The organism is Paenibacillus sp. FSL K6-2524 (genome assembly GCF_038005525.1).
GTDB classification, from domain to species: domain Bacteria; phylum Bacillota; class Bacilli; order Paenibacillales; family Paenibacillaceae; genus Fontibacillus; species Fontibacillus anaericanus.
Genome location: NZ_JBBOSP010000001.1, coordinates 318083 through 343872, shown reverse-complemented (window position 1 = coordinate 343872; position 25790 = coordinate 318083). Strand labels below are relative to the sequence as shown.

The window sequence follows — 25790 nt, the reverse complement described above, 5'->3', positions numbered from 1 at the left end:
TCTTGACTGTCGGGTTACCCTATAGTTCAGAATACATTAACGTAACAGCGATACCCTGTCAAGGAACATCATTCGCTACTATTTACCTGAGGGAGGGTCATTCATCATTAGGCTGTTTGTTCATCTTAATACCTTGCAGGGCGCATACTTTTTCTATTTACTATGGAGGATTACCAATGTCTACTTTACATCTAACTAAACTTCAACGCTGGATAGTGCTGGCGATTGTGTCTAGCGCATTGTTTCTGATCGTCGTCGACATGACGGTACTTTACACTGTTCTGCCGCAGCTAACGCATGATCTTGCTGCTTCGGCATCAGAAAAACTTTGGATAGTTAATATTTATCCACTCGTGATGGCAGGGCTATTGCCCGGTCTAGGTACACTAGGAGATCGTCTAGGGCATAAAAGACTATTCGTTAGTGGACTTGCTGTCTTTGGGATTGCTTCACTGATTGCGGCCTATGCGCCAGTACCATACGTACTTATTGCCGCGCGCACCTTGCTTGCCATTGGTGCAGCCATGATGATGCCGGCAACACTTTCGATCATTCGTACTACCTTTGCGGATGAACGTGAGCGCTCACTGGCCGTTGGTATTTGGGCATCAGTCTCGTCCGTCGGAGCTGGTATGGGCCCACTCGTTGGTGGTTTCTTATTGGAACATTTCTGGTGGGGATCGGTTTTCCTTATCAATATTCCCATAGCTGTTCTCGCACTGATTATGGCCGTCTTTCTTATCCCTAACCGTAAAGGGAATGCTAACAAAAAGTGGGATTTAATTGGTTCCATCCAGATTATGATCGGCCTTGTTGGCCTCGTATATGCAATTAAGGAAATCAGCAGGCGAGAAGGTTCATCCACAATTGCTTTAATTTCTGCCGTAATTGGAATTGTAGCTATAATCTTTTTTATACGACATCAACGGAAGAGCTCTGATCCATTAATCGATTTTTCCTTATTTAGAGATTCACGCTTTACTACAGGGGTGGTGACCGCTCTACTATCTTCCTTCGCACTTGTTGGAATGGAATTGGTCGTGACCCAGCGACTCCAGCTTGTCCTTGGTTATTCTCCCCTAGAGGCAGGCATGTATGTAGTATTTACTTCGATAGCTTCCTTCATCTCAGGTATATTCATCGGGTTAGTGCTGCATCGGGTTGACAAGATGAAGGTACAATGGGTCTGTCTGTTTGTCTCCGGCTTGGGGATGGGTGCCTTTCTGCTCTTCCATAACGGAAATATAATCTTACAGATCGTATCCCTAATGATTCTGGGTGCAGGGCTTGGCGGAGCGATGACAACTGCCTCAAATTCCATCATGCTTAATGTCCCAATTGAAAAGGCAGGCATGGCCGCATCCATTGAGGAAGTATCGTTCGAGCTCGGTAGTGCCCTAAGCATTACACTTCTTGGTAGTCTATCTACGTTCGTGTATACAGCTTCAATCGTTCTTCCTGAAGGACTATCCGTCCCGCCGGTAGTTCAAGACAGCCTTGACGAAGCTCTTTTGGCCGCAGAAAATCTGCCTACCGCAGCTAGTTCCACTCTCGTAGAACTGGCACAATCCGCTTTTGATAAGTCGTTTGTTGTTGTACTGGCAACTGCGACAATAATTCTTTGGGTTGCTGCATTTATGATTCGAGCTGCAACACTTCGCACGAAGATCAAGGGCAATACCCATTCATAATTAAAGATACATCACACCTTTTCCCAAGGTATCTATTTCAATGCACAACAATAATAGGCGGTACCATATCTATCATGATATGGTACCGCCTATATGCAAATGTTACTATTCAAATATCTGAATAGGGATACATCAATAAAAATGCCCCAAACATATTGTTTGGGGCACTAAACTTTAGATTAAAGTTTTACGACATTCTCGGCTTGTGCACCGCGGTTGCCTTGAACGATATTAAATTCAACGCGTTGACCTTCGTCCAAAGATTTATAACCGTCTCCAACGATTGCGCTAAAGTGTACGAATACATCGTTACCGCCTTCAACTTCGATAAAGCCAAAACCTTTTTCTCCGTTAAACCATTTCACTGTGCCTGTTTCCATAATTATTACCACCTAATTAAAATTTACATGACATTCTTATCTTTTGAAAAATAAAAAAATTCACATATAGTACAAGGTTATTAAATCTAGAATAACCCTCTACGCTATGCGAATTACTTAGGTCTCTATCTCAATGAACTTATTATAGCACAACTTAAATCATTAAGATACCTTATCACATGAATTTGAATAAATTGGAAGTGATGTGGATGGTTATGATAAACCCAGAAGAAGCAAAAAGCGACCTCACAAGGCCGCTTTTCTCCTAACCAAATAGGAATTTGGTTGGCGGAAGCGAGCGGCAAATTCTCGGTTATTCTGCACCACTTCCAACTCGGTATCCATCATCTTTGAAGCGTAACTCAAGATCAACTACAACGAACCGCTCACAAGGCGTCCCTCATACCATACCGCTTGCCGCTGCGATCTTCGAGCTACCGCTTCTGCCGAACAACTTGCATGCAATAGTATAAAACTTGCGGTATCTCCAACCTTAGGCCAAACCTGCTGACCCTTTTGATCGAGCGGTGTTATCCCACCTGTAATAAAACCAAGCGATTGTGACAGTGATAATTCATCAACACATCCGTACAATTCTGCGAAACGCCCTACCTTCTCTAATTGATCACCATTTCCGAAAGGAGACCAGTGGTCCGTTAGGCTGTCTGTTGCCAGTTTTACATTTACACCTTTTTCAAACAACATCGGAAGCGGCATCATTGTTTTGCCAATTGGAACTGTCGATGCTATAGACATACCTAACGTTGCCATGCGTGATGCCATTTCTTCTGCCTCTTGTAGCTGAGCACCCGCAAACCAAAATGCGTGACTAACGGTTACCTTTCCATGCAATCCAGCTTCTTCAGTCAAATCAGCTAGACGTAATAGAGTTTTCTTTCCCGCTTCGTTGCCATCATGTAAATGAATATCAATACCGGCATTATTTAGAACCGCTAGTTCTACCATGATCTGCAATGACTTCTCAATATCCCCATCCACCGTGAATGGATCTACTCCGCCTACATGAGTTGCCCCCTCCGCCAAAGATTGTTTGACGAGTTGGACAGAATCCGATCGAAGCAGTCCATGCTGCGGAAATGCTACAATCTCAGAAGAAATTTTACCAGAAAAACGGTCTAGGGCTTGCTTTGTTGCCTCTAACCTGTGCAATCCACTAACAGGCTCGATATTACAATGACTCCGCACATGGGTAGCACCAAACCCCTGAATAAGCGTTAAGATGCTCTCGGCTTGCTGCTTTGCCAAGGGTAAGAGTTTTGGTAATAGTACTTTCTCTTGTTCAATCCGTTCGAAGATACTTGAAGCATGCTCTACTGCTTTCCACGGACCATCAAAGTACGTTTTGTCCAAATGAATATGAGCCTCCTCAAAAGAAGGTAGCATCAATAACTCTTTACAGTCGTATTTGAGTAGATTGCTCTCTATCTTTAGTTCCGCCCCAACAATTTCGGTGATCGTACTGCCTTCAATTCGAAGATGACAACTCATCGTATTTGTGCCAACCACTTGTCCCTCTTCTACAACATATCCCTGCTCTAATCTTACATTGGTTAACCAATAAGAAGCGTTCAACATACTACCCCTTCCTTTACACAGCTAATTATCTATCTTAATCGACCCATTAACCTACTCGCAATCTTCAATAATTCTAACATATGTAGAAAACATATTAATTCAAATAATTACTGAAGCACCTCCTTTGTTTCTCCATTTGGAGGTGAGGAAGAGGTCAAGACGTCATTCAGAAACAGTTAATTCAGTGCAGATTCCGTAAGATTTTAGTAAAAAGAGACCGACAGCTGGTGTATCGTGAGATACTTTCGCTGTCGGTTTCTTTTTAGGATTCATAATTATCTTCAATAAGTTGTATTTAGTACTAGACTTGCTCTGTAACCTGAAGCTCAATCTCCTTCTCGATTAAGTAAGCCTTATCTTCTTGTTCCAAATTCTCATTCTCCATATAATAGTCCTTCAATTCATCTTGGACACTCTGTTCAGTTAACGGCACCTGGTGGCGGTAAGCGGCCCGACATATCACATGGGCGGCCACCGGAGCTGTCAAAAATACAAAGAAGATTCCCAAGATGAGGCGGATGCTGAAAAAACCGTCGGAAATTAGGAAATATAGCAAGGTTCCAACCAACGCACACAGCACACCAAGTGTAGAACTTTTAGATGCAGCATGAGACCTTGTGTACACATCGGGCAAACGCACATTCCCAATCGCACTGATCAAGCTAAAAATAGCTCCAATGAGTATGAGGATCGCCCCGACTACTTCACCGCTTCCGCTCAATAACAACACCTCTTTCAATAAATCTGGCAAAGGCTACAGTTCCAATAAATGATAGAATACCGATCAGCAATATAAGATCAAAAAAGGCATGAGTGTGCAGCAGTACAGAGAACACAGCAATAGAGGCGATCAGATTAATACCGACGGAATCTAGCGCCTGAACTCGGTCCGCACTGGATGGCCCTTTTACTACCCGATATAAATTGGCCAGGATAGCCAACATTAATATACATAATGCAGTTATCAACACCGTCTCAAATATCACTTTCTCGTCACATCCTTTATCGCTTTTTCAAAAACAGATTTTGACTTTAGTACAGATTCCTTGGATTCGGGCATATTCAGACCGTGAACGTACAACACCTTTGAGTCAGGGGTTATCTCCATCACGACTGAGCCTGGCGTTAAGCAAATTAATAAGGAGAGGAGTGTGATTTCCAAATCCCCCTCCAAATCCGTTTCAACCTTGAAAATTCCCGGCTTAACATCGATTTTAGGACGGAGTACATGCTTCATGACCATCACCGCAGAAATATTCAGCTCATGAATAAAAATAATGAACAGCTTGCCAATTGCGGCTAGCGTAAATATATAAAAAGGTGTTTTAAAGAATCGGCGGATGCACAGTAAAATAAATAGACCAACAAAGTAACCACTTATAAAGTTTAATATGCTCATTTCCTCTTGCAGGAACATCCACAAGTAAGCAATGAATATGTTGAGTAGTACCTGAACGGGCATAGCTGTCTCCCCCTTTAATCAAACACGGCCTGAATATATAAATTTGGATTGAGCAATTCCTCAGCAGCTTGGGCCACATAACCCGTAATCGCTTCAGCGCCGATTCCCATAGCAAGACTGGCCAACGTCAATAGAGCGATCGGAAACAACAAACCCTTTGTCGTCCCCTTTTCCTCTTCTTCACTCAGGATCGTCTCACCCCAAAAGGCGCTCATAAACAATTTGATCATGGAGAACAGAATGAACAAACTTGCCAGCAGTCCGATTCCTCCAAGCCAGTAGTAACCGGCTTCGAAGACACCTTGCGTCGTAAATACTTTGCCTAGAAAACCGCTTAACGGAGGAATTCCAACCATAGACATAGTTGCGATAAAGAACATCCAGCCTAACTGGGGATGATGCCGAATCAAGCCGCTAATATTCTTCAAATTGCTTGTTCCAGTGAGATGGACAATCGTTCCCCCAATCATAAATACAAGCGCCTTAATCAGCATGTCGTGAATCAAATAATAAATAGAACCTGTTATTCCGGCGGGTGTCAAAGAGACGAGTCCAGCCATAATAAATCCGACACTTATGACCACATTGTAGGTTAATATTTTTCTCAAATCCCAGAAACCGATTGCTCCGAGTCCGCCAAAAACCATCGTTATAGCGGCTAATATCCCGATAAAGAGATGGGTGATCTGCGGTTCATGATAGAAGATGAGCGTAAACATTCTGAAAATGGCGTATATCCCTACCTTCGTGAGTAACGCGGCGAAAATAGCAGCTATTGCCGTTGGTGGTACACTATATGAACCGGGTAGCCAGAAATAGAGTAATAATCCCGCCTTCATGGCGAAAACGATAAGGAATAATAATGCGACGGTGGTAATTAACCCGTCCTGGCCAACCTCTGCGATTCGGATCGATAAATGGGCGAGGTTCAATGTGCCCGTCATAGAATATAAATAGGCAACGCCGATCAAAAAGAACGCCGATGCAATAATGTTCGTAAAAATATATTTCAACGACTCGCGTAGCTGTCTCTGGGCTCCCCCCAATGTGATCAGTACATAGGAAGCAACCAGAAACATTTCAAAAAAGACATATAAATTGAACAAGTCCCCTGTTAAGAACGAACCGTTGACACCTGTGATCAAAAACAAAAATAAAGGATAGAAATAAAGTTTTTCTTGTTTTCGGCCAATCGATGAAAAGGCATAGATTAGGCAGCATATCGCGACAATAGAGGTAGCCAATAGCAGCAAAGCACTGAACATGTCACCCACGAAACTAATGCCGTAAGGAGCTTCCCAACCACCTAACTGCAATGTTTGAATACCTCCAGCTCTGATCTGATTCATCAATAGAACCGACATGACACTGGTGACTAACAATGCAACCAAACTAAGAATCCGCTGAAGCTTTAAATTTTTCTGGAATACAACGAGGACCATCCCCGTCAATAGAGGAATGATAACCGGCGTGATCAACAAATTATTCATGCTCATTTCCCCTTAATTGCTCCATATCATCCGTCCCAAAGCTTTGATAGGCACGATAACATAAAACTAGTACTAGCGCTGTCACGGCAAAATTAATGACAATGGCAGTTAATATTAATGCTTGAGGAATAGCATCCGTAAAGCCCGCAGTTTTCTCTCCCAGCAAAGGAGCACTCCCCGTCTTCAGTCCGCCGGAAGTAATGAGTAACAAATTGACCGCATGACTCACAATCGATGTTCCGAGCACAATCCGCAGCAGTTGTTTAGATAGAATCAAATAGGTTCCAATGGATATTAAAATACCGACCAGTATGACCATGAGTGTCTCCATATTATCGATCCTCACTTATGCTTAGAATAATATTCACTGCGGTGCCTATGACAGCCAGAGCGACTCCGGTATCAAAAATCAAAGCAGACGCGAGCTCAGTATCTCCAAAGATCGGTAACTCAACATGACCAAAGGTCTGGGTTAAAAATGGTTTGCCAAATACCACGCCCATTGTTCCGGTTCCAATCGCAATCAACACACCGATCGCCGAAAGCTTTTTGAAATCGACTCTTATATTTTCCCTTACCTTCTCGATGCCAAAAGAAAGATATAGTAGGACAATAGCAGATGCCATACTCAGCCCCCCTATGAATCCCCCTCCCGGATGATGATGACCATTCATAAATAAATAAATCGAAAAGGTCAATATGATCACGGCAGCCACTCGAGTTACACTTTTCAATATCACATCATTCGGTTTCACGTTGTTCCCTCCTTTTGGAACGTTGATGAACCAATATATATACACCCAACCCGGCAATAGCCAAGACGGATATTTCTAGCATTGTATCGAACCCGCGGAAATCCACTAATATAGCGTTGACAATATTTTTGGCCCCTGCCAGTTCATAGGCATTTTCAAAAAACGATGTAATGGGCTCAAATAATTTATGACCATTTGCGGATAATCCCAACAGGGTCACCGTTAATCCCATCGCGATCGATATGATCAGGTTCGTCAGTTTGAAAGGAATACGCTCGATGCTTTTTTTCAGCTTCGGTAAATGATAGAAGCACAGCAGGAATAGAACCGTTGTCACGGTCTCCACCACCATTTGCGTCAATGCCAGGTCAGGGGCAAGGAAGATCACAAAGAACATAGAAACCATATAACCTAACGCGCCCAATGCAACAATAGCCATAATTCGATTGCTGGCAAATAAGACAGTAAGTGCGGCGATTATCATCCCGAGCACAAGCCCCACATCAAAAATACTGATGGCTGAATTACTTGCGAAATCGAACTGTATACCATGGAACAACAGAAGCGAACCTAGCAATACAATAACAAAGAAAGAAAAAATGTAGATCAGATAGTGTCTCAGCGATCCTGTCATATACCGATTCGTCAGGGATACCGAGAACCTCTCCATACCTGATAAGCCCTCATTGTACAAATGATTCAACGTTAATCCCTGCGTATGATTTCGAAGGGCTTGGAGCCACCGCTTCGTTGTTTTGAAGAGTAGGATACCGATAGCAATTACCCCAATCGTCATCATGAGTTCCAAATTTACCCCATGCCATGCGCTGATTTTCACATCATATGAAGAAATCGGCATCATCGGCAAAATTGAGGTTAATGCCGGGGTAAGGATATATTTTCCCAGTACATTTGGGAAGAAGAAAATGAATATAACAAGTAAGCCCAAAATGATTGGAGAAAACAACATACCCCAAGGTGCTTCATGCACTTTTCGTGTCAGTTTTTCAGGGCGATATTGTCCTCCAAAGGTTTTGAATACAAAAATCATGCAGTAGACAAAAGTAAATATGCTGGCTACCCAAGCAATGATCGGGAACATGATGCCGATGTTACTCAAACCGAAAATACCGGCCCCGGATACGTCATTTACCGCCGCAAAAAACATTTCCTTACTCAAAAAACCGTTAAAGGGTGGTAATCCCGCCATAGATAAGCCGCCGATCAAAGCGATCGTGAACGTGATCGGCATCACTTGCATCAAACCGCCTAAATAGCGAATATCCCGCCGACCTGTCTCATGGTCAATAATACCGACAACCATAAACAAAGTTCCTTTAAAGGTTGAGTGATTAAATAGATGGAATAGAGCGGCAAATGTAGCTACCGTAAAGACAGTACCACTCTCTCCAGGTCCAAAGTAGACCGCTAAAGAACCGATTCCAAGCAGGCACATGATCAATCCCAATTGGCTAATCGTAGAATAAGCTAACATGGCCTTCAGATCAGTCTGTCTCAGCGCTGTCAAAGAACCATACAGCAGCGTAATAATACCAATGCCGGCCACAAGCCAGAACCACACCGAGTTGCCCCCGAAAACTGGAGTCATACGCGCTACTAAATAAATGCCGGCCTTGACCATCGTAGCCGAATGGAGGTAACTGCTCACCGGGGTTGGCGCCTCCATTGCATCTGGTAACCAAATGCCGAACGGGAATTGCGCAGATTTCGTAAATGCACCGAGCAAAACACATAACATAGCAGGAATAAACAACGTATGGTTTTGGATGACATCCAGGTTCGCGATCATTTCCCGAATACTATAGGTATCCGTCATCATGATCATCATAATAAATCCGGCTAACATACCAAACCCACCAAGGACAGTAATCAATAGCGCCTTTAAGGCGCCTTGGCGAGAACTCTTGCGCTCGTACCAATAGGATATTAATAAGAAGGATGAGACGCTGGTTAACTCCCAGAACCCGTACAGGACTAAGAGATGATCCGAGAATACTAATCCCAGCATAGCTCCCATGAACATGAGCAAATATATATAGAAGTTATGGAGAGCTTCCCGAATCTTCGACATATAAAAAATTGAATAAATAATAACCAAGGTTCCGACGCCGGTAATGAGCAGACCGAATAAGAGACTGAGCCCATCCACGTAGGAGATAATATTCATATCAAGGGAGGGAATCCAAGAAATTGTGTATTTATAGGTATCCCCTGCCGCAACATCGGGTATATACTGCAACAAATAGATAAAGATGGATAGAGGTACGAGGGAAACGAACCATCCTATATGTACTAGGCGATTCAAATACTTATATAGTAAGGGAATAAATATTGCACTGATTATCGGGAGAAACATAAAGGTATAGAATATAGACAAGCGCACTCCTCCTTAGTTATGACTTTTGCTTCCTTCTATACGTATTGACTCTTTACGTAACATCAACTATAGTCTTACATAGTTTAATCAAGCTCTACTATTATCATTGAGGTGAATTAATTAAAATGAATAACGTGTATAATGAGAGCATTCTTGTTTGCGTTTATTATGGTCGCAATGGCGAAAGACTCATCAAACGCGGCTGTGCAATCGCTAATATGATGAAATCTCCGCTTTATATATTGACCATTGATCCCAAACCATTCGATGAACTGGATGCCGAGAAAATATTCTATATCGAACAATGGAAAGAATATGCCAACTCTCATCCAACGGCCCAATTTATCATGAAAGATAATGAAAGCCGACCGGTCTCTAAGGTCATTGCAGAAGCGGCCAGAGAAAACAACATTACACAGATCATTCTTGGCCAAACAGCACACAGCCGATGGGAACAACTTACGAAGGGATCTATCATTAATTCCTTAGTACGCGAGATCCCCTTTGTCGATTTGCATATCGTTTCCGTTTCCCGTTATATTCAGGATGAAGAAGGTATTTATGACAAGGGAATTCGTGCTTATTTGATCAAAGATGGGGAGCATTACAAGTTAAGCTTCAATCACGACAAACAAACTGAATATGAAGGGATTTTCTTTAAAGAAGCCGATACTGATTTCGATAACGGAATTTTCCGTCTTATGAAAGATGCTGCAACTATACATGTTCTCGTTATTGACGGGATTGTCACCGAATTAAAAAACGTAGATATTCATACAGCGATGGGTCTAGACGACTCTGTTGAATAAAAGTTAATAAAGAAACTAGCTCTCTCCGCAGGTTCCATGCGGAGAGTTTTTTTGTGTCATTCAAAACAGGAATAACTCACAAATTCACGTCCACTTTAATTGGCATCTTCTCATTCCTGTCGACTCCCAAATACTTTAGCGTCTCTGCCGTGGAATGATGATGCAAAATCGACTTTAAGATGGAGATGGCAACTCCCTTATAATATGCATGGTAACCAAACGTCTTTCTCAGCGTATGGGTCCCGATCTTCTCCGATATTCCTACCACCCTTGCCGAGTGGTTAATAATTCGATACGCCTGCTGACGGGTAATCGGACGACAATCCTTTTTGGACTTAAATAAATAATCCTCCGCTTTCCAATCGTTGTTAGATAAATATTCGTTTAAAATTTTCCCGATTTGGCTGTTTAAGTAATAAGCCTTTTCTTCTTTTGTCTTTTCATCCTTAATATAAAGGAACTGTTTAGCATTCTGGCCATCCCAAACGTCCTGTACAGTGAGATTCAGTAAATCAAGAAGACTAATCCCCGTATTAATTCCTAGTACAAAAAGCAATAAGTCCCTTATAGAGTGTTTTCTCAGCTCCTCTTTCATTGCTTGAATGGTTTCCATGTCCCGAATCGGATTGACAAATTGCACAGAGAATACCCCCGAATAATGTTACTTAATATAAGGTTAACATATATTAAGTAACATCACAATAAATATACAAGCTCATTTTATAAAAAAATCGGTGGCTATTGATGTTAGTAAACTACAGCAGGTTCTGAATACGAAACCATATAAAGAGATGCTTAAGGAGTTACTGACGTAATAGAATAAGCAAATCATAAGTCTCAGTAACGATAGCCAACAGCATCCAAACTTTCACAATACCTGTCCAAATTCCACCTGTGTTGTACTTGAATTATAGAGATCACAAGTACGAATAGCCACGTAACTGCCAGCACATAATAGACTTCACAAACCTATTCCAGTAAACAAGGAGGACCTTTCAATTGAGCGCAAACCAACCAGACAAGAACCTAATCAACACAGTGAAAGAGCTGGATGAGACACCCGTGAACAGCCTGGAGGCTCAACAACAGCAGCAGGCGCACAATGATCGCCGGAAACAAGCGCTGCATGACAGCGATGGCAAATACAAGGAAAATGAATCTGATAACTATCATTAAACCAATAAGAAAACGTAAATATTCGCATCTATGTAATCAACTAAATAACAGAAAAAAGACACCCTCTCGGGTGTCTTTTCTTTGCTCCATATGGCGTCGTGGGAGTCCTTAAGCCTTCTGAAGGCAACGCCACAAAGGGTGATCCAACATACATTTTCACGAAGGTAACTACTCAGTTTAGCTGATGAATAGCACGGAATTCACTTTCCAGGATACTCATCAGAATAGAGTCATGATAAGCATGATCATAAAAAAGCATCTCTCGCTGCACGCCTTCTCTTTTGAACCCAAGCTTTTCATATACATGAATCGCCCTCTGGTTATAGGAATACACATTGAGCTCGATTCTATGTAGATTCAATACCCCAAAACCATAATTGAGCAACAAGAGCATTGCCTCCGTGCCGTAACCCATTCCCATATACGTACTATTATTAATCGCAATACGTATATAAGCGTTCCGATTCATCGGATCAATGTCTCCAAGCGCAATGTCACCGACCGGAATATCCGTCTCCCTTTCTGCGATCACCAACAGTACGCTGGACTCATCCTGTGCTTTCTTCTCGATATATTGAACAATTTGTTCCTTCGTGTGATGTTTCTGCGTCCCCGTCAGTTTACGTACTTCCGAGTCGTACAAGCTTTCAAAATACCACCCTGCATCCTCCACGTCTATTGGCCGAAGATACACCTTTTGCCCTTCCAGAAATCGAACTGCTTTCATTTTCATAACTCCTTTTCATCGCTAGTTGTTTCTCAATATAGCACCATATTGTATACTTTAAAATATACAGATTACATATATTTGAAATGACAGATGAAAGGACCCCCGATGAACTTATTGCCAAACAGTACACTGAGCAAATCATATCTGCATAAGGAAATTTATGAAAAAATAAAACAAGATATCATTTCCGGCAAACTTAGAGAGCAAACCCGCCTTGCGTCCATAAGGAAGCACGCGGAGTTTCTTGCCGTCAGCACGACCCCGGTCGAGATGGCCTATCGTCAGCTAATCGCTGAAGGGTTTATAGAAAGCAGACCACGCAGTGGTTTTTTCGTCGTCAAATTGTCAGATATGTATCGTAACCTTGATATGACCCAAGTGGTCCAAGGTCCTGATTCTTCCCTACCCACACTACAAGCACAGAAACCAGAATATATTTATGATTTTCACATGTCTAAAATTGACTTCACTTATTTCCCGGTTCAAGAATGGAAGAGACTTTTGAATCAAGTATTTAACCCAGAAAGTGTTGATATACTCTTCTATGGTGATCCACAGGGAGAGCCCGGCTTGCGTAAAGAGATTACGAACTATTTGTACCAATTCCGAGGTGTTAACTGTAAGACAGACAATATAGTGATTGGCGCTGAGCAACATTTACTCATTCACATCTTGGGACAAATCCTCAAGGATCATTCCGACTGCCTTGCTGTCGAGAATCCTGCCTACCCACTCGTATATAACACTTTCCAGACAACGGGCTATCAGATTTATCCGATGCCTATGGATGCAGGGGGGCTTGATCCTACTGCTCTCAAGGCGAGTCATGCTAGGATCGTCAGTATTTCTCCGTCACACCAATTTCCAGTTGGTACAGTTATGCCGGTCTCACGAAGACTGGAACTGCTGGAATGGGCCAAAGAGGTGGATGGGTTCATTATTGAGGATGATTATGGTGGGGAGTTCCGCTATCAGGACAAGCCTGTTCCATCACTGCAAGGTCTTCTTCCCAATGACAATGTCATCTATTTAGGTGGATTTTCTCAAGTGCTGGCACCAGACATTTGCATTCATTATATGGTACTTCCCGATAAACTGGTTCCTCTGTACCATCAATATAGAAGGAAGGTTATGATGGAAGGCTCTTCTTCGCGAATTCACCAGAACACGCTGGAATTGTTCATGAAGAATGGCTCTTTCGAAAGACATATTAGACGGATGAGGAATGTTTACCGCAAAAAAAACCGTGAACTTCTCACGGCCATTCAACAGCACTTCAACAACAAAGCAATAGTGATTGGAGCTAGTGCCGGCCTTCATGTCATCCTACAAATTCACTCTCATTGGTTAGAAGAGGATTTAACCGCTATAGCCAGGAAAGAAGGAATTCGCGTCTCCCCCGCTACTGGTTTTTATTTGGACGAGACACCAGGGCAGAAACAATTCATAGTCGGCTTCGGTGGCATCAAACTCAATTGTATCAATGAAGGGATAGGTCTACTTCACCATATTTGGACACCAATGCTACAGTGAGCGACACTACCCCACGTATCTTTATAATGTGTATTACCAACAGCTGACTGAAACATAGCTCTAAGTGGTCTGAGCCATATGATCGGCAAGCGCCTTTGCTGCAGCATAACCGGAACTCCAAGCCCATTGCAAATTGTACCCGCCGCAATCTCCATCTACATCCATAGCCTCACCGGCCAAATACAGTGCTGGAGATACATTCGGCCATCCTCCAAACTTGTCAACGGAAGTCCGAGCATACAGCTTATGGTGGGCCCAAATTATCCCCATTTCAGCGCGACTCATAGACACATTAGGTGAAATAATTTAGACGATTAGCATATATTCGAACTGGAGATTGGAATCGTGGATATACAAGACATTGCCTCTCCTAGTAAAATAACAGCTAATGCTAGAACTTAAAACGGACATCAAATGATGTCCGTCAGCTTGTCGAGAAACCCAGTCATTTTCATGACATCGGGTTTCTCTTTTTATTTTGGCAGATATAAAATCGGGAAACTAGGGGTTTAAACCCGGTACTCCAGGCGATCCAGGTGGATCGCCATCTTCTTCATATTCTGTACGGCTGCCGTCATCAGTGCTTGTTCTCTGACGTTTGGTAGCCCTCGCAAACGGCAATAGCGAAACCCATGGAGCTCTTTAGCATCCGCGAAGCTTCGCTCTATCGTTTCTTTTCGTTTACGGTATAACTGTTTGCCGGACTTGCTGAGCCGGTTATTCCGTACCCAGTCCTTGCTGTCTTCCCAAACATGTCGGGTTACCACCTTCCGGTGGTTTCGGGATTGCGTACATTGGTCCAGCAAGGGACAGTTCTTGCAATGCTCTGGATCGGACGCGTACTGCCGATAACCCTTGCGATCTGTGGTTCGGTAACCCAATTCATGGCTTGCAGGGCAGACGTAAATATTTCGCTCTGCATCAAACGTGAATTTCCATTTCGGAAACAAACCTTGCTTCGGATGAAATCTTCGGTGAGCAATTACCGCGAAAATATTTCTGCTTTGTAAACCTCGACAAATTGGCGTAGTTAAATAACCTGAATCTAATGCAACAGCTTCGACCTCAAATTTAAAACGTTCTCGCTGACGGTCCAAACGCGACAAATAGGGAACAGAATCATGGACATTTCCCGGTGTGACATGCACGTCCGTAATAAAATTGTACTTTGTATCCACCGTGCGGTGGTCCAGATAAAAGAAGCCCTCTGGTTTGCCATCCCGAATCATATATCCGCTGTCCGGATCCGTCTTGCTTACTTTAATTTCTTTGTCCTCAGTCACTTCCTCTCTAGGTTTTAGGGCTTTTTTCCGTGCTCTTTCCGGTCTTCTGCAACGGCGGCGTTTAGCTCGTCCACGTAATCTTTGGTATTTTGCAGCACTTGCTGTTTTGTGTACTGGTGTTTATTCGCATTTGCTTTCACGTGGGTAGAGTCACTCACCAGAACACGTCCGCCAACCATCCGGTGGGAAATGCCCTGCAAGACAATCTCATCGAAAATATCCTGAAAAATGTTCGTACCTTTAAACCGAGTTCGCCGATTCCAGCTAATAGTTGTATGGTCGGGCACTTTATCTGTTAATCCGAGGCCTAGAAACCATCGGTAAGCTAAATTGGTCTGAATTTCACGTTCTAATTGGCGTTCGGAACGAATGCCATAAAAGTATCCGAGAAATATCATCTTAAACAAAACAACAGGGTCAATCGCGGGTCGTCCATTATCCGCACAGTACAAGGGCCGAACTTTTTCATTGATAAAGGAAAAGTCGATATGTTTATCTACTTTGCGCAGCAAATGATCTTGCGGGACCAAATCTTCTATGGAAACAAACTCGTAGACTTGTTGTTTTTCTCGGTTGGAACGTAGCATACAGAACACCATCCGTTCTATAATAGTTACCTATATTATACAACATTAACGCGGTGTCGTCTTAAATAATTAATTCATAAAGAAGGCTGTCGAGACTTTCTCGACAGCCTGACGGACATCAAATGATGTCCGTTTTTCACTTATTTTCTCAACTTAGCTGGTAGTGGAATATGCCGAATCGACTCAATGGGATGATATAGTAGCATCCACGGACCAGAAAAACGCATGACTCCTTTAATTCTTTGACGATAATCCGGTTTATAACAATGGACAGGGCATTTTGCACAAGCTGTTTTCTCTTCACCGAACTTACAATAGGCTAGCCTCTTCAGAGCATACTCATTTAAATCCTGACATTCCTCGCAAAGTCCTTCATGACGATGTTGCTTCTTACAATATATACGAATCATTTTGGTAACAATATCTTGTTCTTTTTGAATTTTAGGACCATCATTTAACTTCCACTTTACCTTTGTTGTCATATATGAGCCCCCTTGTGACTTGATCTCATCTAATTATTAAGCATCCTGCCAAACTAGACATCTTCGTGGGAGTCGAATCATTCATAACGAATCATTAAAGCCGGAAAATTCCCAACACTGATCCAGCCTACAGCGACATCGAATACATCCGACCATCCTCCAAACCTGTCGACGGAAGCCCTAGCATGTTAAAAAAGTCGATAGTTTGACGATACCAAATTGCTGTAGGACTAGCAATGGAAAATCAGGCTGATTCAAAAAACGAAAAGAGCCAGCCTCCTTTTCAAGAGGTCATGGCTCTGTTGTTCTGTAAATCATCACGATCTTTAGAATTGGAAACCTCTACTTCAAAATCTTGTTCAACTCTTCAGCCTTCTTCTTGCTATCTATTCTAGCGTAAAAATAAAAGGCAATGGTATGCAATACAACGGATAACAACAACATTCCCGGAAACCAAGGTGCTATGAAATGAAACATCTCTTTTGAAAACAACCAAACAGCGAGGATTCCGCCTAAAGTATTCAAAGTTGAGGAGATAACAATATTCCAAATCGGTTTTAAAGTGAGGTAATTCCATAGGGCATTATAGATAACCCCAAATATTCCGGCTGAAATCAGTGCGATACCTACAACATTCCACATATATCCGATACTGATCGATTGATCCTTAAAAAAGACAGTTATAAGCAAGACTACCCACAATAATGTCACCGTAAATACTTGAAAGAATGAATGTTTTAATTGGTTTATCATGATAATTTCCCCCTGAAATTTTTAATGTAAAAGCGACTAACAAAGTAACTGGAATTGTCATTTAATATCACTTTGATTCGTGCATTATCTGTTGATGAGAACTCCTTTATGTAACTTGTATTAACGATGGTTTGATTATTGATTTTCAAAAAATGTGAATCCAAGCTTTCTTCGACAAACTTCAATCGTTTATTAAGAAGAAACATTTCCCCAGTAATAACACGCACACTACACATTCGATCTTCCGATTCTATAACTGCAATAGAACTTAACAAGATTTGCACGTTACGATTATTTTTGGCGTTGATGACTATAAGCTTTTTTTCAGTGGTGTTTAGTGCTTCTTCAATATGTATCCAATTTTCTTGTTCAGCAGGATTGGTTATGACTTTAGTAACACTTCGATCTATCCCTGCATCAGCTTCAAAAATAACCTTCAATTTGTTTCCCCCTCCCTCTCACAACTCATATTACAGGCCAATTAGAGTTAAAACTACTATAATACGTTTTCTTGCATTATCTTGTAAGTTTGTTACATTGGACGCCGAATTGTAAGTAAGAAGTGCAGCATAGTACACGCTATATGCCTAGTAACAGCAATGTTCTCTAAATAAAAAAGACACCCTCTCAGGTGTCATTTGGTTGCTCTATATGGAGGCGAGGGGTGTATGGTTTCCGTCTCCAAGATATTCAATCATCATGGTGTTGATTTCATTCGCAATCTCATGATTAATGCCGTGCCCGACTTGTTCAAAGAAACGCACGTTCATACCATACCGGATCAGTGCCTCTTTACCGCCCATTTGAGCAAAAGGATCCTCTTCCCCAATCAGATACAACGACTTATCACGTAAGCTAGCAATTTGATGGTCGCTCAGAGGAATAAACTTATGGTAAGACATCGCCATATTATTGAACCCTTTGAGGAGCCATTTGAAATGCTCCATGAGGTTATCATTTTTGAGAAAAGCATCCGAATTCGCACCTAACAACTTATGAACGAGCCTTTCAATATTCCGTTTTGTGGGGAACAACGCTTCGGGCAGAAAAATTCTAAACATCACTTTCATCACATTGCCACCACTTGCTGGCACGCTTCCAGCGAGACATACGATTCGCTTTACCCGCTCAGGACGCGCCACAGCGTAATATTGGATGAGATATGCTCCATTGGATGTACCCGCCATACTGACATCATCAACCGCCAGACCATCAAGCACTTCGTCGATCCAGATCGCACGATCAAAGCCCTTGCCATATTCGGAATTTGGCCGGCTTTTACCAGGACCACCCATAGTATCAATAGCGATAATACGAAAATGCTCCGCTAAGTACTTCGCGTTATAGACCCACATCATGGCACTGTCGTCTCCTACACCGTGAAATAACACTAGAATAGGCTTCTCAGATTCTCCGCATAGAATGACGTGGGTACTCCCATAACGCGTTTGGATATCACACTCCTCGTAATTAACCCCCCACATACCCAGCAATTGATCATAGGTGATAAGAAGGTGTTCCTCCGCTTTTTTGCTTCTGTATATCTTCATAAATCCGTACCTCCGCTCCTGGATTATGTCACGATATATCTGCGATAAAAACGTTGTATTAGCACGGCAAGCTCTCGATTAGCGCTGTCGATATCACTGGGCTGCACTTCACATCCCCCGCAATGCTTCTGAAAGATTGAATACACCAGGGAATGATACTCCATAGCCAACTGATCTGCATCATCCTCGCGAAAGAACCCCTTAACAACCATCTGTGTGAATACTTGGGACTGATGCTCTAACGGCATGGTAAATATCAAATTACGGTATAATTCCGCAGCCTTGGGATTCGATTGCTTCTCAATGAATAGCATGCGGATACATTTCAATACATGGTCTTCTAAAAAATATCGGTTCAAAAAATGTACTGCAGCGCCGACAAATTCCGTTTCCCCCACACTATCAATCTGTGAAAATTGGTTGTTGAAGGCAGCTTTCATAGTGGTGATTAACTCTTCTATCAGTCCTAACAGATGATTCAAAATATCCTGTTTGCTTTCAAAATGATAATAAATCGTACTTTCCTTGATCCCGATGATTTTCCCGATATCACGAATGGATACAGCATTGTATCCATGTACTGCAAATAGCTCCAGCGCCGTTTGCTGGATCATCAGTTTCGTTGGATTCACCTGCATCGTCAACGCTCCTTCCAGTCTATCTAACAGTTGTTAGATAGACTTTATCTAACAATCGTTAGATTGTCAATAGATGGAATGGATGTTGTAGCCATGTGTCGCCTTTTCGTACCATGAAACGCAAAAAAAGACACCCCTGAGGTGTCTATCAACAAATATATCTGGTAAGGATTGATCTATTTGAACACCACATCAAGCTCCTTACTAGGTTTCCATTCACAATACCCACCAAGGATGCTCAGATTTGGAGAATATGCTTGCACAGGAGTATACAGCTATAGAGGCGAGCATCAAGGCTACCACTTGCTTTCCCGTTCAGCAATCTTAGTTTCCAGCTCATTTAACCAGCCTTCAACATCAAGGTTGCTGACTTCGGATACGTATTCCTCCCAATACTTGTGGAACTCATCTTTCGTGTCCGCGACAACCATTTGCGGTGGAATTCTCTTATTAATAGCTTTCAGCTTTTGATCAAATTCTTTGGCGCTGTCAGACAACTCGATGCTCCAAGCGGGAAAATATTTGCGCTTATCGTTCGGCGGTTTAAATAAGTCTTCATAGGTTTGCACTCCGTACGCCTTCAATAATTCACGATCTATCTCGGAATACTCCGCTTCTATTTCTTCGGACTGCTGCATAGGATCGTAACTATTTCCATCGGGCATCGTCCCTATTGATCCAGGCCAGAAGTATAGGATATCTCCGCTCAGACGAACACGATTATCTTTATTCTTTAACCATTCGCGTTGCTCGGATGTACGGTAAAACCGCCCTTGTGCCGTTACGCTGTAATTTTCGTCTTTAAATCCCCAGAATCTCAATGTTTGAATTTCATCGCGCGTCATAAAGTCAGCCATTTCAATCGCACGTACCGGATCCTTGCAATTCACGGAAATGCTGAATCCGAAGCCATAGTTCATTATCGTATGGTCCATATATTCTTCTTCGATATCCTCATCGAAGGTTAACGGAAGCGGCGCGTATAAATCTTCAAATTTTCCTCGCTCCTTCAGAGCTAGCCCGGCCTCTTGAATTTGCCAGGATTGATCGAACATGCCGAGCACTCTGCCGCTCGACAGCTTCTCCAAATATTGCTCGTAATTCATGATGAAAGCTTCCCGATCTATCAGCCCTTCCCTATACATATCATTTAATTTATCGTAATACCGTTTGGTAATGTTCTCGTCCAATTGATAGAAATGAGCCTGATTCGAATTTGGATCGATCATGGCATAAGAATCGTTAGGCCCACCTGCTAGAAATTGCATCGGCGTCGTTAAAGTAAAGTTTCGAATGTCGTAGGTGAGGATTTCAAAAGGAATCGTCCGCTCCCCTTCGTAGTAAGGGTGCATGCGGTAATAATCCTTAAGCAGCTCTACATATTGATCGAAGGTACGAATGACCGGGTATCCTGCTTCCTTAAGCACCTTCTTCTGCACCCAGAACGCAGCATTAATCCATTTACTGCGCTTGCCCGTCGGTGCCGACAAAGGAATAGCATAGATATGTCCATCGGCAGCTTTCATGCGCTCCCAATACGGTTCATACAGCTTGAACAAATGGGGAGCATGCTCCTTGATTAAATCTTCCAACGGAATGAGCGCGCCTGCCTCCAATAACCGGAACGTTCTGTCTCCTCCGTAGATCAGATCCGGGTAATTCTTACTGCCAATCATCACTCCGAGTTTCTGATCGATCTCTCCAACAACTCGTTCATATTGCACCGAAACTCCCGTTTGCTCGGCAATGTAATCCCCGACAATCGAATGCTCAGGAACGATGTCCCCGGGTGAATTTACAAAATACGTAAAGGTAATCGGATCTTTCTTGCCGGAGTCCGCTTTCGAACCCATTTCCGAACAGGAGCTAACCATGCAGAGAGGCAGGCACAGAAGCCATATCAGCCAGCGACTTCTAAATACGGTACGCCGCTTCAAGTCATCCCTCTTGTGTTCATCCGGTATTGGGAAGGGGTCACTCCCGTTCGCTTCTTGAATTGTTGGACAAAATAATCGTTGTCTTTATAGCCGACCTCAAGCGCGATGACATATACTTTTTTCTCAGTTGTATTCAGCAGGCGCTGCGCTTCATCCAGTCGAATCTGATGAACGTAATCATTGAAATATTGACCCGTCGTTTTCTTGAATAATTGACCCAAATATACGGGATGCATGTAAAGTTTGCTTGCGATTTCTTTAATCGTAATACTGTATTGGTATTTTTCTTTGATATAGGCAATTACGTCCCCGACTGCGCCGTTAACTGACAGTTCGGGAGGAAGCGCTTTGGGGAGCAGGGCTTCCCGGTCCAGTCGATCTTTGGCTCGGATCAAAGCGACGATGAGTTGTTCCACATTAAGCGGCTTTAGTAAATAATCCACGGCGCCGTACTTAAGTGCGCTCAAGACATAATCTAATTCGCTGTATCCCGAGATAATGATAAACTGGCAATCGATCCGTCCCGAAACCTCCATCATGAGATCGAGCCCGCTAAGCAACGGCATTCGCACATCGGTAATCACCAAATCCGGCTTTACCTGCTCGATAAGAGTTACACCTTCCCGTCCGTTCTCCGCTTCCCCACAAAGGAGAAAACCATAGCTTTGCCACGAGATGATTTGCTTTAGTCCTTCGCGCATCTTGGGCTCGTCTTCCACAAGAAGGGTTTTATACACTAGTATCCCTCCATTCTGTTTTACTTTCCACATTAGTTATAGCTGGAATAAGCATCGTAACCAAGGTTCCTCTACCAGGCTCTGACCGATAGGTGAGGTCGAAGCCGTCACTATAGTAGAGCTTAAGGCGATTATAAACATTCCTGATTCCAATGTGGTTCCCTTGATTAAACACGTCGCCCTTCATGGCTTCTACGATGTCCTCCAGCTTTTCATCCGATATCCCGATTCCGTTGTCCGAAATCTCGATTTTCACCATGCCATTTTCTAGATGTCCCGTAATTCGAACCATTCCCACACCCGCTAATCGTTCGATCCCGTGAATACAGGCGTTCTCTACGATAGGGAGAATACTCATCTTCGGAATAGATATATCTTTAATCGCATCTTCGATATGAAACTCATAGAGCAAACGATGCTCGAAACGGAATTTCTGAATTTCAAGAAAGTCTATAATAATTTCCATTTCCTCGCTAATCGGCACAAAGTCGTTACCCCACGTAATCGATCTTCTGAAACTTCTTGCCAACCGACTAATCACAAGAGCCGTATCATGCTCATTCTTCACCATGCTGTTCATGCGGATTGTCTCAAGCGTATTGAACAAGAAGTGCGGATTAATCTGACTCTGAAGCGCATTTAACTGTGCTTGCTTGCGCCCCAATTCCGCCTCGTACACATCTCGGATCAACAGGCTGATTTGATTCGTCAGTCGGTAAAACTCCTCGGTAAGTTGCCCGATTTCATCGTTGGCTTGATCCACTTTTACGAGGTCATAATGCTGGTTCTTTACTTGCTTCATTTGTTTCCATAACACGACAATCCGCGAATTGAGCGAGCTGGACAGCACGATAATGATCAAGCTAGGGAGCAAGAGATTGGCTAGCATTAAATAAATGAAAAGAAGCCTCGAATGATGCAACGCGCTAACGATCTGATCCTTCGGGTAAATGACGATCATCTTCCAACCTTGCAAGTAGCTTATATTATCGAAGGTACTGGTGAGAACCAGGTTCTTATCGCTCTTCATTTCTTCCTGTAAATCCATCGCCTTGTTGCGGGAGGAATATAGGATGTCCCCGTTATCGTTAATCAGATACAGATCGCCGTTAGAGGAGTCGTCATCCAGCGTTTCCTTAACGAATTCCGGCATAATATCAATTTTAAGAATTTTCGTATAGGAACCGCTCTTCCGAAAATAATCGAGCTTGCGAATAATACTTAGATAAGGCTGATCCGGGCGCTTGATGTCTTTGTTCGTATGCAGATGAAGCTCGCCGATAACCGATTGATTGCGAACAAGATGATACCATTCCTCATTCTCCGTTTGCTTATCGATGAATCTAAGTACCCCTGAGCTGATTAGCGTTTCGTTATTGGAATAGAGGTAGGCATTGTAAAACTGCTTGCGAATCGAGACGAACTGATTAATAGAACTGTTCAATATGGAATCGTAGGCGATAAGCATTTCATTCGTTGTCGAATAATTGTTGTCGAGTGCAGCGCTTAATTCACTATCCGTATACAATACAGAAGAAATCTCGACGACCGATTCGATCGCTTTACGATAGGTATCTTTGCTTTTGTCCAAGGCATGCGATAGATCCGTAATTTTCTGCGTACGAACATTATCCGCCGTAATGTTATAGAAGATAAGGTTCGTTATGATCATCGGAACAAATATAGCAACAACGTATAAGATCAGCAGCTTATTTCGCAAACGAATGTCGTTCCAATGTTTTAACATTCTCCTAATCAATTTTGCCTCCTGCTGGCATACATGCCGATTGTATGCGTTTCCAATTATTGTATTGGGATTTAATAGAGATGTAAATAGACAACCTATGATCAGGCTGTCCATTTCATAACTTATATTTGTTATTCTTTCACCCCGCCAAGTGTCATTCCCTTAATAAAATACTTCTGAAGGAACGGATATACCAGAAGAATCGGAACCGTGGCCAACATCGTAATCGCCGCCCGCATGGAAACCGGGGTCACCATATTCGCCTGCGCATTCTGTTGATTGAGAAATGCCGAAGTCGCAGAACCTCCGATGCTTAAGTTAGCGGATTGTATTTTCTTTAACAGCTCATACTGCAGCGTAGACAAATTACTGTTCGCCGAGTTGTATAGGAATGTGTCGATCCAGCTATTCCATTGGCCGACGGCCACGAACAAAGATACCGTCGCGATTGCCGGCATACATAGCGGCAATACGACCCTTATGAATATCGTGAAATCGTTCGCTCCGTCAATCTTCGCCGATTCCACCAAATCTTCGGGCAACCCATCGATGAAAGATCGCATGATGATCAGGTTAAATGCGCTCACTAAGCCCGGAATAATATACACCCAGAACGAGTTTGTGAGACCTAAACTTTTAATCAGCATAAATACCGGAATGAGGCCTCCGCTGAAATACATCGTAAAGACGAAGATCATGGAAATCGGGCTGCGGAGGATGTATTCTTTGCGACTGAGTGTATAAGCAAGCATTGCCGTACAGAATACGCTCGTGAATGTACCGACGACGGTACGAAGCACCGAAATCATAAAAGCGTGATAGATGATTGAATCCTTCAATATGACTTTGTAGTTATATAACGTAAATTTCCGCGGCCAAATAAAATTGCTACCTAGCGTCGTGTCGACAGCTTGATTAAGAGATACTGCCGCCATGTTAACGAAAGGATAGAGAGTCACAACCATCAGTGCCAGCAAAGCTGTAATATTAAGGGTATCGAATACCGAGAAGCGCGATCTTCCCATTCTCCTGTTAAGCATAACCGACTTCATATCTCCACCTCCTGTTACTAATAAAGTCTGGATTGTCCCATCCGTTTGGCGAACTGATTAGCCATAACTAATAGAATGATGCTGATGACGGATTTGAAGATACCCGCCGCTGTAGCAAACGAATACCGTGACAAATTAATACCATATTTCAATACGAAAATATCTATCGTCTGGGCATAATCGACGACCATCGTGTTCATTAATAAATACTGTTGCTCGAATCCGGCATCGAGAATGCGACCGATGTTCATAATCAATAGAATAACGATCAGAGGAAGCATACTTGGCAGCGTAATGCTCCACATTTTGCGGAACCGCCCTGCCCCGTCCATTTCTGCCGCTTCGTACAGCGACGGATTGATCATAGCCATCGCCGCTAAATAGATAATGGCATTCCAACCGACTTCTTTCCAGACGTTGGTTAAGCCGATCATCCACCAGAAGGCCTTTGGTTCCGACATCAATAGGATCGGCTCCGAAATAAGATGAAGCTTTAGCAGGACGGTGTTGACGACTCCGTCAAGAGAGAAGATCGTCATAATCAAATTAGCCGCGACCACCCATGAAATGAAGTGGGGCAAATAACTAACCGTCTGTACTATCCGCTTAAAGAAAACCTTGCGTACTTCGTTTAACATTAGAGCAAGCATAATCGAGCTTACAAAACCGAACACGAGGTTAATAATGCTCATCGCAAGCGTATTTCTTAATACGTGCATGAACATGTCATCCTGGAACAGCTCGCGAAAATATTTCAGACCTACCCATTCATTATTCATAATATTGGAGCCAAGCTTATATTTTTGAAAAGCCATCAGCCATCCCCATAAAGGCAAATAGCTAAAAACGATGACATAGATGACAAATGGAATGGACATGAGAAGCAGCAGCTTCTGTCTTCTTAATCTATTAAGGTCCGCTACAAATTGAGATTGATTTGGTTTATGTTTCATGCTTGCGCTTTCTATTTTCAGCTCCATGATACTCCTCCAATTGCTTGATCT

Annotated in this window: 27 protein-coding genes; 4 read left to right on the top strand and 23 right to left on the bottom strand. The window is 42.8% G+C overall.

What is annotated here, in order from left to right:
- The first annotated feature begins 176 nt into the window (after positions 1–176).
- Positions 177–1691, top strand: coding sequence for an MFS transporter (locus tag NST85_RS01575; RefSeq protein WP_341188350.1), 1515 nt, complete (start codon positions 177–179; stop codon positions 1689–1691).
- 179 nt (positions 1692–1870) lie between these two features.
- Here NST85_RS01575 and NST85_RS01570 read toward each other — a convergent pair whose 3' ends face one another.
- The 9 genes from NST85_RS01570 to NST85_RS01530 form a co-directional block, all read right to left on the bottom strand.
- Positions 1871–2071, bottom strand: coding sequence for a cold-shock protein (locus NST85_RS01570; protein WP_127194483.1), 201 nt, complete (start codon positions 2069–2071; stop codon positions 1871–1873).
- A 372-nt stretch (positions 2072–2443) separates the two neighbouring features.
- Complete coding sequence (locus NST85_RS01565; RefSeq protein ID WP_341188349.1) at positions 2444–3667, bottom strand: amidohydrolase; 1224 nt, start codon at positions 3665–3667, stop codon at positions 2444–2446.
- Positions 3668–3968: 301 nt separating this feature from the next.
- Positions 3969–4388, bottom strand: coding sequence for a Na+/H+ antiporter subunit G (locus NST85_RS01560; RefSeq protein WP_127195245.1), 420 nt, complete (start codon positions 4386–4388; stop codon positions 3969–3971).
- Positions 4372–4653 carry a Na(+)/H(+) antiporter subunit F1 gene (locus tag NST85_RS01555; protein WP_127195246.1) on the bottom strand — a complete coding sequence of 94 codons (282 nt, stop codon included), beginning with the start codon at positions 4651–4653 and terminating at the stop codon, positions 4372–4374. The genes NST85_RS01560 and NST85_RS01555 overlap by 17 nt, the downstream gene beginning before the upstream one ends.
- A complete protein-coding gene (locus tag NST85_RS01550; protein WP_307400894.1) occupies positions 4650–5129 on the bottom strand; it encodes a Na+/H+ antiporter subunit E in 480 nt (159 codons plus the stop codon). The genes NST85_RS01555 and NST85_RS01550 overlap by 4 nt, the downstream gene beginning before the upstream one ends.
- Before the next feature lie 14 nt (positions 5130–5143).
- Positions 5144–6619, bottom strand: coding sequence for a Na+/H+ antiporter subunit D (locus NST85_RS01545; protein WP_341188348.1), 1476 nt, complete (start codon positions 6617–6619; stop codon positions 5144–5146).
- On the bottom strand, positions 6612–6950 hold the full coding sequence (locus tag NST85_RS01540; protein ID WP_127195249.1) for a Na(+)/H(+) antiporter subunit C: 339 nt from the start codon (positions 6948–6950) through the stop codon (positions 6612–6614). The genes NST85_RS01545 and NST85_RS01540 overlap by 8 nt, the downstream gene beginning before the upstream one ends.
- A 1-nt stretch (position 6951) precedes the next feature.
- On the bottom strand, positions 6952–7374 hold the full coding sequence (locus tag NST85_RS01535; protein ID WP_341188347.1) for a Na(+)/H(+) antiporter subunit B: 423 nt from the start codon (positions 7372–7374) through the stop codon (positions 6952–6954).
- Positions 7361–9772, bottom strand: coding sequence for a Na+/H+ antiporter subunit A (locus NST85_RS01530; protein WP_445671139.1), 2412 nt, complete (start codon positions 9770–9772; stop codon positions 7361–7363). Before NST85_RS01530 ends, NST85_RS01535 begins: the two co-directional genes overlap by 14 nt.
- Positions 9773–9897: 125 nt before the next feature.
- Here NST85_RS01530 and NST85_RS01525 point away from each other — a divergent pair, with 125 nt between their 5' ends.
- Positions 9898–10581, top strand: a complete 684-nt coding sequence (locus NST85_RS01525) for a universal stress protein (RefSeq protein WP_127195252.1) — start codon at positions 9898–9900, stop codon at positions 10579–10581.
- Between the two features lie 76 nt (positions 10582–10657).
- Here NST85_RS01525 and NST85_RS01520 read toward each other — a convergent pair whose 3' ends face one another.
- On the bottom strand, positions 10658–11221 hold the full coding sequence (locus tag NST85_RS01520) for a tyrosine-type recombinase/integrase (protein ID WP_127195253.1): 564 nt from the start codon (positions 11219–11221) through the stop codon (positions 10658–10660).
- Positions 11222–11580: 359 nt separating this feature from the next.
- On the opposite strand from NST85_RS01520, the gene NST85_RS01515 reads away from it, so the two are divergent.
- Complete coding sequence (locus tag NST85_RS01515; protein WP_170220322.1) at positions 11581–11757, top strand: hypothetical protein; 177 nt, start codon at positions 11581–11583, stop codon at positions 11755–11757.
- Between the two features lie 172 nt (positions 11758–11929).
- Here the strand turns inward: NST85_RS01515 and NST85_RS01510 are convergent, their stop codons facing one another.
- Positions 11930–12484 (bottom strand): GNAT family N-acetyltransferase, encoded by a 555-nt coding sequence (locus NST85_RS01510; protein WP_127194788.1) that lies wholly within the window; start codon positions 12482–12484, stop codon positions 11930–11932.
- A gap of 108 nt (positions 12485–12592) precedes the next feature.
- On the opposite strand from NST85_RS01510, the gene pdxR reads away from it, so the two are divergent.
- Positions 12593–14020: a MocR-like pyridoxine biosynthesis transcription factor PdxR gene (gene pdxR / locus NST85_RS01505; RefSeq protein WP_341188346.1), complete on the top strand. Its 1428-nt coding sequence runs from the start codon at positions 12593–12595 to the stop codon at positions 14018–14020.
- A 60-nt stretch (positions 14021–14080) separates the two neighbouring features.
- On the opposite strand, the gene NST85_RS01500 is transcribed toward pdxR, so the two are convergent.
- The 12 genes from NST85_RS01500 to NST85_RS01445 all read right to left on the bottom strand — a co-directional run bounded on the left by NST85_RS01500 (position 14081) and on the right by NST85_RS01445 (position 25766).
- On the bottom strand, positions 14081–14290 hold the full coding sequence (locus NST85_RS01500) for an NAD(P)/FAD-dependent oxidoreductase (RefSeq protein ID WP_211350293.1): 210 nt from the start codon (positions 14288–14290) through the stop codon (positions 14081–14083).
- Between the two features lie 239 nt (positions 14291–14529).
- A protein-coding gene (locus NST85_RS01495) for an IS1182 family transposase (RefSeq protein ID WP_341188322.1) occupies positions 14530–15890 on the bottom strand; the annotation gives its coding sequence in 2 pieces (ribosomal slippage) (positions 14530–15320 and positions 15320–15890; 1362 coding nt in all).
- Between the two features lie 140 nt (positions 15891–16030).
- Positions 16031–16372 (bottom strand): nitrous oxide-stimulated promoter family protein, encoded by a 342-nt coding sequence (locus tag NST85_RS01490; RefSeq protein WP_127194785.1) that lies wholly within the window; start codon positions 16370–16372, stop codon positions 16031–16033.
- Positions 16373–16714: 342 nt separating this feature from the next.
- Positions 16715–17125, bottom strand: coding sequence for a hypothetical protein (locus NST85_RS01485; protein ID WP_127194784.1), 411 nt, complete (start codon positions 17123–17125; stop codon positions 16715–16717).
- A complete protein-coding gene (locus tag NST85_RS01480; RefSeq protein WP_127194783.1) occupies positions 17122–17565 on the bottom strand; it encodes a LytTR family DNA-binding domain-containing protein in 444 nt (147 codons plus the stop codon). Before NST85_RS01480 ends, NST85_RS01485 begins: the two co-directional genes overlap by 4 nt.
- A 207-nt stretch (positions 17566–17772) precedes the next feature.
- On the bottom strand, positions 17773–18675 hold the full coding sequence (locus NST85_RS01475) for an alpha/beta fold hydrolase (RefSeq protein WP_127194782.1): 903 nt from the start codon (positions 18673–18675) through the stop codon (positions 17773–17775).
- A 23-nt stretch (positions 18676–18698) separates the two neighbouring features.
- Positions 18699–19313, bottom strand: a complete 615-nt coding sequence (locus NST85_RS01470; protein WP_127194781.1) for a TetR/AcrR family transcriptional regulator — start codon at positions 19311–19313, stop codon at positions 18699–18701.
- 296 nt (positions 19314–19609) lie between these two features.
- Complete coding sequence (locus tag NST85_RS01465; RefSeq protein WP_127194780.1) at positions 19610–21250, bottom strand: extracellular solute-binding protein; 1641 nt, start codon at positions 21248–21250, stop codon at positions 19610–19612.
- On the bottom strand, positions 21247–21987 hold the full coding sequence (locus NST85_RS01460) for a response regulator transcription factor (RefSeq protein WP_170220295.1): 741 nt from the start codon (positions 21985–21987) through the stop codon (positions 21247–21249). Before NST85_RS01460 ends, NST85_RS01465 begins: the two co-directional genes overlap by 4 nt.
- Positions 21980–23734, bottom strand: coding sequence for a sensor histidine kinase (locus NST85_RS01455; protein ID WP_341188345.1), 1755 nt, complete (start codon positions 23732–23734; stop codon positions 21980–21982). The genes NST85_RS01460 and NST85_RS01455 overlap by 8 nt, the downstream gene beginning before the upstream one ends.
- A gap of 131 nt (positions 23735–23865) precedes the next feature.
- On the bottom strand, positions 23866–24786 hold the full coding sequence (locus tag NST85_RS01450; RefSeq protein ID WP_341188344.1) for a carbohydrate ABC transporter permease: 921 nt from the start codon (positions 24784–24786) through the stop codon (positions 23866–23868).
- A 17-nt stretch (positions 24787–24803) separates the two neighbouring features.
- A complete protein-coding gene (locus NST85_RS01445) occupies positions 24804–25766 on the bottom strand; it encodes an ABC transporter permease (protein WP_341188343.1) in 963 nt (320 codons plus the stop codon).
- Between the last annotated feature and the right edge of the window lie 24 nt (positions 25767–25790).